This window comes from Anaerosalibacter massiliensis (genome assembly GCF_024623155.1).
GTDB lineage: Bacteria > Bacillota > Clostridia > Tissierellales > Sporanaerobacteraceae > Anaerosalibacter > Anaerosalibacter massiliensis.
In genome coordinates this window covers 119,259-132,496 of the sequence record NZ_JANJZL010000004.1, presented here as the reverse complement: position 1 = coordinate 132,496, position 13,238 = coordinate 119,259, and the positions used below count along the sequence as shown (strand labels likewise).

General features: G+C 32.2%; 10 protein-coding genes. 2 read left to right on the top strand and 8 right to left on the bottom strand.

Going from position 1 to position 13,238, the window contains the following annotated elements:
* Positions 1-35: 35 nt before the first annotated feature.
* From NSA23_RS07725 to NSA23_RS07695, 7 genes are all read right to left on the bottom strand, one after another.
* Positions 36-1,184: a sensor histidine kinase gene (locus NSA23_RS07725; RefSeq protein ID WP_050069859.1), complete on the bottom strand. Its 1,149-nt coding sequence runs from the start codon at positions 1,182-1,184 to the stop codon at positions 36-38.
* Positions 1,172-1,498: a winged helix-turn-helix domain-containing protein gene (locus NSA23_RS07720; protein WP_257490372.1), complete on the bottom strand. Its 327-nt coding sequence runs from the start codon at positions 1,496-1,498 to the stop codon at positions 1,172-1,174. Before NSA23_RS07720 ends, NSA23_RS07725 begins: the two co-directional genes overlap by 13 nt.
* 32 nt (positions 1,499-1,530) lie before the next feature.
* Positions 1,531-1,797, bottom strand: coding sequence for a response regulator (locus NSA23_RS07715; protein WP_257490371.1), 267 nt, complete (start codon positions 1,795-1,797; stop codon positions 1,531-1,533).
* Between the two features lie 239 nt (positions 1,798-2,036).
* Positions 2,037-5,243, bottom strand: coding sequence for a carbamoyl-phosphate synthase large subunit (gene carB, locus NSA23_RS07710; RefSeq protein ID WP_257490370.1), 3,207 nt, complete (start codon positions 5,241-5,243; stop codon positions 2,037-2,039).
* Between the two features lie 61 nt (positions 5,244-5,304).
* Positions 5,305-6,354, bottom strand: coding sequence for a carbamoyl phosphate synthase small subunit (locus tag NSA23_RS07705; RefSeq protein ID WP_042682979.1), 1,050 nt, complete (start codon positions 6,352-6,354; stop codon positions 5,305-5,307).
* A gap of 437 nt (positions 6,355-6,791) precedes the next feature.
* Positions 6,792-6,935: a hypothetical protein gene (locus tag NSA23_RS07700; RefSeq protein WP_187116691.1), complete on the bottom strand. Its 144-nt coding sequence runs from the start codon at positions 6,933-6,935 to the stop codon at positions 6,792-6,794.
* Positions 6,936-8,055: 1,120 nt separating this feature from the next.
* Positions 8,056-9,279 (bottom strand): agmatine deiminase family protein, encoded by a 1,224-nt coding sequence (locus NSA23_RS07695; RefSeq protein WP_257490369.1) that lies wholly within the window; start codon positions 9,277-9,279, stop codon positions 8,056-8,058.
* A 212-nt stretch (positions 9,280-9,491) separates the two neighbouring features.
* Here NSA23_RS07695 and NSA23_RS07690 point away from each other — a divergent pair, with 212 nt between their 5' ends.
* On the top strand, positions 9,492-10,307 hold the full coding sequence (locus NSA23_RS07690) for a MerR family transcriptional regulator (protein ID WP_257490368.1): 816 nt from the start codon (positions 9,492-9,494) through the stop codon (positions 10,305-10,307).
* A 765-nt stretch (positions 10,308-11,072) separates the two neighbouring features.
* Here NSA23_RS07690 and NSA23_RS07685 read toward each other — a convergent pair.
* A complete protein-coding gene (locus NSA23_RS07685; RefSeq protein ID WP_050069860.1) occupies positions 11,073-11,546 on the bottom strand; it encodes a hypothetical protein in 474 nt (157 codons plus the stop codon).
* A gap of 369 nt (positions 11,547-11,915) precedes the next feature.
* Here NSA23_RS07685 and NSA23_RS07680 point away from each other — a divergent pair, with 369 nt between their 5' ends.
* Entirely contained in the window at positions 11,916-12,959 is a 1,044-nt protein-coding gene (locus NSA23_RS07680; protein ID WP_042682982.1) for a DUF5692 family protein, read from the top strand.
* Positions 12,960-13,238 lie beyond the last annotated feature (279 nt).

Below are 13,238 nucleotides of genomic sequence, written 5' to 3'. Positions count from 1 at the left end.
AGTGTAACAAATGATTTCCAATATTCTATCAAAATTTATAAAATAATTATTATTTCTACTACTCCCCCATATTCTGTATTACTAATCTGAAGCTTCCCTCCATGTTTTTCTAAAATTATACTAGAAATATTCAGTCCTAGCCCCATATGACCCTTTACATTGTTTTCACAAAAAAAAGGAGAAGTTGCATAGCTCAATGCGTCTTCACTAAAACCAGGACCATCATCTTGAACTCGAATTTTAAATTCTTTATTATTAATTAAAAACTCTACATAAATATTTTCTTTTGCATATCGGATAGCATTGTTTATGATATTTTCAAAAACTTCTTGTATGTGAACTGAATCAATTAGAATTTTTCTATCTTTCTGCGACTTGATCCAATGAATTCTTTTATTTTTAGATAAATCATTTCCAATTTGCTCCAATGTAAAAATAAACTCTTTTAAAGAAATTTCATTTTTTTTAATTGTTAGCTCATCTATTGACTGAAGGTTACTAATCTTTTCTATATATTCCTCAATTCTTTCTGTCTGTCTTTCCATAGAATCTAATATTTCCAACCTTTTATCATTATATTTAGAATTCTCTTCATCAAAACACCTCATCATCTCTTGATTCCCTTTTAATATAGTAAGGGGTGTTCGAATATCGTGACCTATGGAAGAAACCATATGATTAAATGCATCATACTGACGCCAAACTTTTATTTTTTGTTCATGTAAATCTTTTGTATAAGATTCTATTTTCTCACAAGCATTGCTTAGTTCATTTTCTTCATCTAGCAATGCTATTGTCATATCTCTGTCGCCACTACTATATGAATTAAAATAGTCTATAGGTTTTTGAATCTTATGTTTATAAAAAGTAGAAAAAGCTAATATTGCAAAAAGTAAACAATGTATTTCTATAGCAAAATTCTTATAACACAATAAAGATTTAAAGATTAACCCAGCTAATTTTGATTCTGGTAGTTTTTTTAATGTATAATAGGTATTTTCTTCTCCTTCTTTTACCTCTAAAACCTTGTCAAACTGTTTATTAATTAATTCAATTTCGTAGGAACTTATTAATATAGCATTTACTTTAGCTAACAAAATACCTATTAAAAGAAATATGGATAAATAGATAGCAAAGCTCTTTTTTAAACTTAGCTTCTTTGTCCATTCCTTTAGCCAATCCATCGATAACCAACTCCCCAAACCGTTTCAATATATTCTCTATCTGTATGTCGAGATAATTTTCCGCGAATTCTACGCACATGCTCAGCAATAACTGAACTATCACCAAGACCATCATACCCCCAAATAGAAGTGTAGATATGTTCTCGATCAAACACTCGACCTGAATTTAAAGATAGAAGCTCTATAATGTCGAATTCTGTCTTGGTAAGAACCACTTCTTGATTTCTATAAAAAATACGTCTTCCACTATAGTCAATCCACAATTCTCCAAAAGATGCTGTATCATTTTTCTTACTTTTTCTGTTCTCCCTCACTAAATGAGCATGAATTCTTGCTAATAGTTCTGCTAGAGAAATGGTTTGATAATATAGTCATCTCCTCCAATCATCAATCCTTTTACTCGATCTCTTTCATTAGTACGTGCAGTTAAAAACAGTATTGGTATCGTAGTTTTATCCCTTATCATTTGACATGTTTTAAAACCATCTAATTGTGGCATATTTACATCAAGAAGAATCGAGTCTGGTCTTTCATTCAACTTTTCCAGTACTTCTCTACCATCTAAAGCTGTAATCACTTCATAGCCTTTCATATTTAAAAAACTTTGTAACATATTTACCAAATCTATTTCATCATCAACAATTAAAATTTTTCTTTTCATAATATATCACCCATTTTAATATACCATATAATTTCCTATTTTTTATCAACTCCTATAATTTTCATACTAATACTATTATTGGAGTTATTATTCACTAACTCCATCGATTTTCGTTCTTCTATTTCCCAATAAATATTAAACTATAAGCTACAAGAATATTTTTGTAGCTTATAGTTTATTTAAGAGTTTTTCTAGTTGGCTAAATCAAATACATCCAACTCTTCATGGTCTATTCCTTTAATTTTAACATTTTCCATAGCTTTCAAAGTATCTAAAGCTGTTATAACACCTATATTTCTTTCAATAGCTGCTCTCCTAATATGAAATCCATCTCTCTTTGAATCATTACCTTTAGTTGGAGTATTAACTACTAAATCTACTTCTCCATTTTTAATCACATCTATTATATTAGGATGCTCTTCGTTAAGCTTTCTAACTTCTTTAACTTCTATGCCAGCATTTCTCAAAAGTCTTGCTGTTTTTGAAGTTGCTACAAATTTAAATCCTAGATTATAAAGTTCTTTTGCTATTGGTAAGAACTCTTCTTTATCATGATCATTTATTGTAGCAAGTATAGTTGACTCTGTTTTGCTAATGAACATGTTAGCTGCTACAAATCCTTTATATAAAGCTTCATATATTGTTTTGCCTACTCCTAAAACCTCTCCTGTAGACTTCATTTCAGGTCCTAATGAAACTTCAACTCTCGGAAGCTTTTGAGTAGAAAATACAGGCACTTTTACAGATACTAATTCAGGTTCTTTGTATATATCTACTCCATAACCTAAATCTCTTAATTTTTCACCAAGCATAACCTTAGTTGCTATATCTACTATAGGCACATTACTTACCTTGCTTATATACGGTACTGTTCTTGATGCTCTTGGATTAACTTCTATAACATAAAGTTCTCCTTTAAATTCTATAAACTGAATATTAATCATTCCTTTTATTCCTATTCCTAAAGCAATCTTTTTAGTAAATTCCAATACTTTTTCTTTTATATTAGGGCATATATTTTGACTTGGATATATAGTTATACTGTCTCCTGAGTGTACACCTGCTCTTTCAAGATGTTCCATTATTCCTGGTATAAGTACATCTTCCCCATCAGATATAGCATCTACTTCTATTTCTCTGCCCATAAGGTACTTATCAATTAGTATTGGGTTCTTTTTATCCTTTTGAAATGCATTTGATAGATAATATATAAGTTCCTTTTCATCATGAGTTATTTCCATACCTTGCCCTCCAATTACATACGAAGGCCTTACAAGTACTGGAAACCCAAGCCTTTTAGCTTCTTCCAATCCTTCTTCTACACTCCAGATTCCTTTTCCCTTAGGTCTTGATATTTTTAATTTTTCAAGTAATTCATCAAACTTTTCTCTATCTTCTGCAATGTCTATCTGATCTGCAGTAGTTCCAAGGGTAGGTATATTCTTTTCCTTTAAGAATTCAGCAAGTTTAATAGCTGTTTGTCCTCCAAACTGAAGAATTACCCCATTAGGTTTTTCTTTTTCTATTATATTTAATACATCTTCTTCTGTAAGAGGCTCAAAATATAATTTATCTGATATATTAAAATCAGTACTTACCGTTTCAGGATTATTATTTATTATTATTGTTTCTATACCTAATTTTTTAAGAGCTATTATACAATGCACTGAAGCATAGTCAAATTCTATACCTTGGCCTATTCTAATTGGACCTGATCCTATAACTATAACTTTTTTCTTATCTGAAACCTCTACCTCATCCTCAGTTTCATAAGTTGAATAGTAGTATGGCGAAAGAGCTTCAAATTCCCCTCCACAGGTATCAACCATTTTGTATACTGGAGTTATCCCCCATATAATTCTAAGTTTATATACATCTTCTGGAGAAACTCTTAGCATATCTGCTATTCCTTTATCTGAGAAACCTTTTTTCTTTAATTTATATAACCATTCCTTATCTAAATCACCTATTCTACTAAGTCTTAATCTCTGTTCCTCCTCTACAATACTCTTAAATTTCTCTATGAAAAACTTATCTACTCCTGTTATTTCTGCAACTTTATTTATTTTATAATCACGTCTAAGCATTTCAGCTAAGGCAAATATTCTTTCATCATCTGGCGTAATTACTTTTTCTTTCAATTCTTTCATACTTAATTCTCTAAATTTTTTATGCTCTAGTGAATATTTTCCTATCTCTAAGGATCTTATTCCCTTTAATAAAGCAGCCTCAAAATTACTTCCTATAGACATTACTTCTCCTGTCGCCATCATTTTAGTTCCTAAAGCTCTATCTGCTCCTTGAAATTTATCAAAAGGCCATTTTGGTATTTTAATTACTACATAGTCTAATGATGGTTCAAAACATGCATAAGTCCTTTGAGTGATTGCATTTTTAATCTCATCTAATCCGTAACCTAGAGCAATCTTTGCAGCTACCTTGGCTATTGGATATCCTGTAGCTTTTGACGCTAATGCTGAAGATCGACTTACTCTTGGATTTATTTCTATTACTGCATACTCAAAAGAATGTGGATCTAGTGCAAATTGTACATTACATCCTCCTTCTATTCCTATAGCATTTATTATATCTATGGATGCACTTCTGAGCATCTGATATTCTTTATCTGATAAAGTTTGACTTGGTGCTACAACTATACTATCTCCAGTATGTATTCCTACTGGATCTATATTCTCCATATTACATACAGCAATACAATTTCCAAAGCTATCTCTTATTACTTCATACTCGATTTCCTTCCATCCCTTAACACTTTTTTCAAGAAGTACCTGACCTATAGTACTTAATTGAAAACCTAGTGCTAAAATCTGTTCTAATTCTTCTTCATTGTTAGCTATTCCTCCACCAGTTCCTCCTAATGTATAAGCTGGTCTAACTATAACTGGATATCCTATTTTACTTGCAAAAGTCTTTCCGCTTTCCATGTCAGTAATTATTTCACTTTGTATAACAGGTTGGTTTATTCTATTCATCATATTTCTGAAAAGCTCTCTATCTTCTCCTTCTTTTATTGATTCAATAGATGTGCCTATAACTTTCACATTGTACTTTTCTAGTATACCTTTATCATAAAGTTCTACAGCCAAGTTTAAACCTGTCTGTCCTCCCATTCCTGCAAGAAGGCTGTCTGGTCTTTCCTTTGCTATAACTTTTTCTACAAATTCCACTGTTAAAGGTTCTAAATAAATCTTATTTGCTATTTCTTTATCTGTCATTATTGTAGCCGGATTGCTATTTATCAATACAACCTCTACTCCCTCTTCTTTTAATGCCTCACAAGCTTGAGTACCAGAATAATCAAACTCTGCTGCCTGACCTATAACTATTGGACCTGATCCTATAACTAAGACTTTCTTTATATCTTCACTTAATGGCATATTACCACCTCCTAAATTCCGAATACATATTTTTACAATTTTTATCTTATATCTCTAACTCTTAAAGCGCATACTCCATAAATTTATCAAATATATAATCGCTATCCCTTGGTCCTGGACATGCTTCTGGATGGAACTGCACCGAAAAAATAGGTAAACTATTGTGCTTCATTCCTTCTATAGTCCCATCATTCAAATTTATATGCGTTACCTTCATGTTTTCTGGCATCATATTCACATGATATCCATGATTTTGAGATGTTATATAAACTTTATTTGCCTCTAAATCTTTAACGGGATGATTACAACCTCTATGGCCAAACTTAAGCTTTGCTGTTTTTCCTCCAAGACTTAAAGCTAAAAGCTGATGTCCTAAACATATTCCTACAATAGGTTTTTTACCTACTATCTTCTTTATATTTTCTATAATATCAGTTAAATCTTCTGGATTTCCTGGACCACTAGATAAGAATACTAAATCTGGATTTGCATTTAAAACTTCTTCAGCATTTGTAGATGCTGGGAAAACTGTTACTTTGCATTTTCTATTTAAGAAAGATCTAATTATACTCTGCTTCATACCAAAGTCCATAATAGCAACGTGTTTTCCGCTTCCTTCTATTACATACTTTTCTTTGGTAGTTACCCTTTGTATCGCTTCTCTATTAGAAAAAGCTTCTATTTTATTCTTAACTTCTTCGTAAGAAACATCTTCTAAAGTTATTATTCCTTTCATAGTTCCATTATTTCTCAATATTTTAGTTAAAGCCCTTGTATCTATTCCCTCTAATCCTATGATTTTATTTTGCTTTAAATAATCTTCTATTTCTAATTCAGATCTAAAATTACTTGATAAACTGCATTTTTCTCTAACAATGATTCCTTTAACCTTAGGAGACTTTGATTCCATATCTTCTAAATTTATGCCACAATTTCCTATAAGTGGATAAGTCATTGTTACAATCTGTCCATAATAGGATGGATCTGTAAGAGCCTCTTGGTATCCTGTCATTCCAGTATTGAATACAACCTCTCCAATACTGTCCTTTAGATAGCCAAATGCATTGCCTTGAAATGTTGTTCCTTTTTCTAATATAAGTTTTGCTTTCATAAAATAGACCTCCTCAATTTGGTACAGTAAAAATACACTTTTGTTGAAGGCCTTTCTTTGCACACAAAAAAAGCACTAGGAAGATTAAATTTTTAAAAATTAATCCTCTTAGTACTTCTTATAGTTATATTATTTACCTTTTTTTTCACACAACAAAAAAACATATCCATAGTCATACCTCTTCCTGGCCTCACAGGACCAAATTAAAGTGTATTTTTTACTCTATCTTTTACAGTTAATTTTAATTCATATTTTTTAAACTGTCAAGAGATAATGTTAAAACTTGATTTTAAATATCATTTACTATAGTGGCTTATATAGTTTTTGACTCTGAATTCTATGCGTATATAATTATATTAATAAACCTTTCTATAGTATTAGCAAATTTTTTACTAATAAACTATTTTCATGCATTAATCGCTCTAAAGTGTCAATTATTATAAGTTTATATCTTCAGTGTTATAACATATAAAAACAGCTTTTTCTTTATCTTTTAATACTATATCTTCCAATCTAGTTGCTTTAGACAATTCATGAACATACATCCCTACAGTTGTTAATTCTAAAGCTTCTGTTGCCATTAAAATACCTTCATCATAACTTCTAGCTGTACTTATACATTCAGGTACATCTGAAAACGATATAGATATTACATATTTTTCTTCACTTTCATCATACTCACTATAATCAAAATAGCATAATATCTAATTTCCATAAATAATTTCTCCATATATAATGAATATTTATATCCAACCAGTTCGTTTACAAATGTTTTTTAAAAGTACCTATTGTTAAAACTCCTTATTATCACCATAATTTAAACAAAAATAATTCCATAACATATTAAAACTGATAATATGCTGTACAATGAACCTATTAAATAATATTCAGCAAAGATTGGATCCTTTGCACCTAGCACTTACTCCTATTGTTAACCGCATTCACAAAATCGTTGTCCAGATAGAATTTACCAAGCTCCCTCTCATTCGTTGCTTGGATGCAGTTAACGTCCTCCAGATTGTAAGTGATATTGATGATTAGATAGCCATCATTCATTAAAGCACAGCCAGTGAATGCCATACGGTCGTGTTTACTCAGCTCGTTGATCCGATATTCAGCTCAACAAGAGATGACTTGTGGGGAACAAAATCAAGGGTTTCTCCCTGCATGTTGAAACATTCCACGACTTAATACGGCTGATGATTTGTGATCCTTGCACGATCCAGTGCATCCTATATCTCACCACGGTCAGCAGGAAGAATTAGATAAGCACCAGTATAGGCAGGCGAATCGTATAAATCTGACCGTATGAGCGTTACGGTCATTACTTTTTCTTTTTCTGCCATTTGATCATCTCCTTTTGAAATAGAAAAAGCGCCCTTCAGTTTCAGAGAAACCCAAAGACGCTACATATTATATTGTATCCCCTGATCAGGATAAAGCAAAACAAGTTATTGGTCTAGGTGCATATCAGCAAGAAGGGTAAAGCTAAATAGCCTTTAGCATCTACAACCTCTTCTGCACAAGCTGGAACGATATTTATAATTTCTTTTATAACCCCATCTTGAAAAACCAAACAAACTTACTTTATTTTTGTTACAACGGTGTTTTTAGCAATTTTTTCTCTATCTATTTCTAATAATACATTCTTAATCCGACTCATTAATATTCTACCTCTATGTCTTCCGAATGCTTGAAAAATCATACCTGTTGTGCAAATGGGACATTGCGGGTATGGCAATGGATTCCACCGCCATACAAGTTTAGTGCCAACGGGTTAATCTGTATAATATGACGGTTAGGAAATGCAGTTTGCAGAACCTGCAGTGCCTGTTCGTCTTTTTCCCTGATTCGTTCCGACATTCCTTCCTCATAATATTTCTGAGCAACTACTACGTTATTAGCAATCAGAAAATTGCAATAGCTGAGTGCTGGCAGAACGTTAATCGGACCGTCAGGAAAGGGAGTTACATCTAACAGCACCTTATGTTCCCTCCAAAGGTTATATGCGTCATCTTCTGGATAGAGGTCTATATAGATTGGCTCAGGCACAGGCATTTTCAGAATACGGAAAGGCTGCCCATCCTTATTACAAGCAGTCTTTACCACATCATATGCTCGGTCCAGCCGTTCTTTGTCCAGAGCGTGTAGCTTACTTTCACGGGCTTCTTCCTCGGAAATGTGTGCAATTAAAATAGTATCGGTGTTGGCAAAACGGCAGATCTCATCAATGTGTCCGTTGGCAGAAGCAGAACGGAAGGAGCGGAATGTACCGTCGGCAGAAGGGATTGGCCCGGAATAAGCATATTCATCGGCATAGGAACATTGCGGAAGCCAAATAATCTGCTCCAGATTAAATACCCTTTTCAACTCCTGTTCCACCTCCATTACGGTCTTGCCAGGATTACGTTTATCTACCTCCGTTTCCTGTATTGCCATCATTACACCACATCCATTGAATTCCCGATCGCCACCCTCGCTAATCAGTTCAGAGTACCGTGTATTTTCAATTCCGATGCATTTGGCATGAAATTCACTGAATCCTTGTAATAGGTGGGAAAGCTCATCATCTTCCGGATAGTATCCATACATGTCAAAACGGAAGTCAACCCTTGCACGGCTTCCAAGATCACCTATCATAACTTCAGCGCCAAAATCACGCGGATAGATGATAGGGGAGGGAAATATTACAAATCGGATTAATGCAGTATCAACTCCTTGTCTATCCAATTCCTGTTTTGCACGTTTTTGCACTTCCTCATCATAGCAGCAAACGATGACTTCTACTTCTCCCATCAATGCTAGTACCACTTGAGCGCTAACTATATCTGTACTTAACTTTCTGGTTGCATTGGCGCACGGTGGCCAGATGATTAGCACAGATTCTTGTTTTTCAAATTCTCCTACAGTTCTAAAATTTTCCATTATATTCATCTCCTTTTAATTATTTCTATTACAATATGAAAGACGGCAGTTTCCGGAGAAACCGTAAAGCATACTGTAATATGAGAGGTCCAGTGTTAACATATAGCTTCATATCCATAATGTAAAAACTCCTCTCCTTTTATTGTTGCAATTTTTTTTAACAATATGTATTATATAGTATGGAGTAGCTCCATAGTCAAGGAGGAAAATAAATGGATAAAAATAAATTAAAAACCTTTACAACTGGAGAATTTGCGCAAAGATTTGGAATAAAAAAGGATACCTTATACTATTACGACCGAATCGGTTTATTCCATCCAGCGGGAGTGAATGACAATGGATATCGGTATTATACGGTTCCACAGCTTGATGTTTTCTGGATGATTCAATCTTTGAGAGAGCTTAACTTTCCTTTGAAAACATTGAAACACTATCTCAATGCGCACTCGCCAGAAGAGTTAATTGCACTTTCCAAGGGACAACTCAGCCGAGTAAAGCAGGAAATAAGAAAGTTAGAACAAATTCACTGGCTATTAAGCAGCATCGTCACATATTCGGAGGAAGCCCTCAGCGCTCCCTTGGATAAAATCTCTCTCATGGAGCTTCCGGCGGAGCCTGTTTTATATAGCGATCCAATCCCCCAGGAGATTGATATCATCAGTGGCGAGGAGTGGTTTAACTATTATGATCGCTTTTTGAAAAAAACGGAACTAAAAGGTCCAGCTTATGTCGGATCTATTGTAAGTCAGGAAGATCTGCTGGCGGGAAGATTCCAAAGGGTTGATCGGCTGTTTGTCCGTATGGACAATGCGGATGCCGAGTTGAAGCCTGCAGGACTTTATGCGGTTACTTACCACAAGGGCCCATATGAATCAGTATTGGAGGTCTATGAGCCCTTTCTTCGGCAGCTTAAAGAGCAGGGACTGACCGTATGTGGCGATGCCTATGAGGAATATCTATTGGGTAAATTGTCCGTTCAAAATCAGACTGATTTTATTTTTAAAATCAGTTTAGCTGTACACAAATAAAGGCTGAATTCGCAAATTTCAATATTGCAATCGTGTTGAAGCCATAAAAAGCAGGGCAGGTCTGCGTTTGAGAGCCTATCCTGCGCAGATATAGTGCTAAGTACTGCAAATATTGAAAACAATCTCAGATTAACATCTCAAACTTCAAGAATCTCTCAGTTAATCATAATAGATACTATATTTACCTCTTTAGCACTTGAAAATGATAAAATACAGGATGAGGTTGAAAATACTAAAAGATTATTTAAAAAATATCAGTATTACTGTGATTAAAATATTTCAAGATAAAAGATTATAAGCAAATAATTAAGCTGTATAATTATATTTTAAATTTTCTTTTTCATAATTCATATTTTTTAGACCTAATAAATATTTGAATATTTTCAAACATAATAAAAAAATGGATGTTACTTTCTATAAAAAATAACATCCATTTATACTAAAATCCTTTATATCTGAACTTTTCAATAATATAAATTATCCCTTACTAAGGTTATAATATACCAGTAACTAGTGAAAATTACCTAAATGAAGAAATCAAAGGTAAAATTATTATTATGCTTAATGTTAGTCTAATATTATAGACACAGTTTTTCGAACACTATAAAACATAGTTAAAAAGAGAGTATCTAATTTACAAATTAATACATAAGTACTTCACTACAATCTAAATCTTATCTCCTAACTTTACTTTTATTTAGCATAAATAGAATTTATCTTTTATTCTATGATTAAGGGATATATTACACCACTTATACCAAATACTCATTCCTCCCCATTAACTCTAACATTGGCATCAGTATCAGCTTTAATTTTTAAACTTCCTTTAGCATCTTTACCAACTGCCTTAACTCTGTACTTTCCACTTTCCAGGGTAGTTGTATAGTCTCCATTTCCTTCCCCCTCAATTATTATTTCAAATTCATTATTTGGATTAATGAATACTAATTTTAGTTTGCCTCTATTAACCTTTGTATTATATGTAAGAGTTAGTTCTTCCTTCCCATCAGAATTAATCTCCATAATAGTATCAGTACCAGAAAATGTTTTAAAATTCATTTCAAATTCAGAATTTTTCCCTTCACTGTTTCTAAAGAGATAATTAAATGAATCATAACTCTCAACTATTGCTTCATTGTCATTGTATAATTTAGCTTTTTCATTGTTTGATTGTCCTTCACCACAACCACTTAAACATACCATAGATCCAATAATAATTATTAAAACTAATTTTTTCATTGCCCCACTCTCTCTTCGTTATTATTTTGTACCATTATTCTATAATACTACTATTTGATTTTTATTTAAATAGGAAATTATATATTTTTGAATCTTGGATCTTTTTAGCAAAAAATAATGGCAAGACCCTCATTCTGGGATCTTGCCATTATTTAGTTTACATAGCGATATTATTTACTTTATGATGTGAATTATATAAATATAATTCCATATATGTATAATATTCTTAAATATTTGTTAATTAGTACCGAATATTAATAATTAGTTATTTTTCTTTTTACTGTTAAATTTTAGTTGTATTACCATATAAACTAATATATAATATATATATTGATAATTATATAACAAACAAATTAGGAGGGACTGCATATGTTTACGTTTAATTACTCCGAAGGAGCAACTATATTTTCAGCTTGGGGGATGTGGTTTATAGTATTTGCTGCATTGTTTCTATTCAATGAATTTTCAAGAAGATCAAAAACAGGTGCATTTATTAGTTTTATAATTTTACCCACAGTTTTGTCGATACTTTGGTTTACGGTTCTAAAAGAAAAAACTTATACTGATTGGTTTCATTTAGCAAAAGTTTATTCTGCTACTGCAGGATGTATAGGATTCTGGTTTATAAGACACTATAAGAAAAAAGACAAAAATACAGGAGAAGTTTTATGGCGTCTTTCTGAAAAAAAAGTAGCTCTTATTTTCCCACCATTAATTCTTGCCATTAATATCATAGAGGCTGTAACCCGTGATTTCCAAGTTGGTAGCCTTGGCCTTATGAAAGACTTATTTGAGGGTGAAATCATGATGAGTGGTCCATGGAATTATATGAATGGTATTGCAGGTATTCTTAATATTATAACTATTACTGGATGGTTTGGAATTGTCATAAGAAAGAAAACAGAAAATGATAAAAGTATGGATATGTTATGGCCTGATATGATGTGGTTCTGGATAGTAGCTTATGATATATGGAACTTTGCATATACCTATAATTGCTTACCAGGTCATGCATGGTATTGTGGTTTTGCACTGTTACTTGCACCAACTCTTTGTGCTTTTACATTAGGAAAAGGTGCATGGCTACAACATAGAGCACATACTTTAGCAATTTGGTGCATGTTTGCACAAACATTTCCACATTTTCAGGATCAAGGGAAATATCAAGTAATGTCAACATATAATCCAAAAATCTACTTTATTGTAAGTTTCCTTGCACTAGTAGTTAACATTGCTGTATTTGCATATATGATTTATAAAATTGTAACTACAAAAAGAAACCCATATCTTAAAGAACTTTATACAGATTTACCTAGATATCAAGAAATTAAATCTCTTGGAGAACCTTCAATATTTGATTCTGAAACTTCATCAACAAAATCAAATAAACAATATTCTGAAACTTATAAATAAAATACAGATTAAATATGACCAGTATTAACAACTAAAAATTTCTATGCAATAATACCTTTATACATTAATAGGAGGAATTATCTCAAGTAAAATATGAATATAGAAGACTTTGAATTGAACGTAAATATCCAACCATAGTATATTAAATTATCAATAATAAAAAATAAGTTTCTAAGCTAGTACTGGTTATTAATACTTAACTTTTTATATTTAAACATATACTTTTACTAAGGGGATAGCTTTGCTATCCCCTTTACATTTGCAGAAAATTTAATAAAG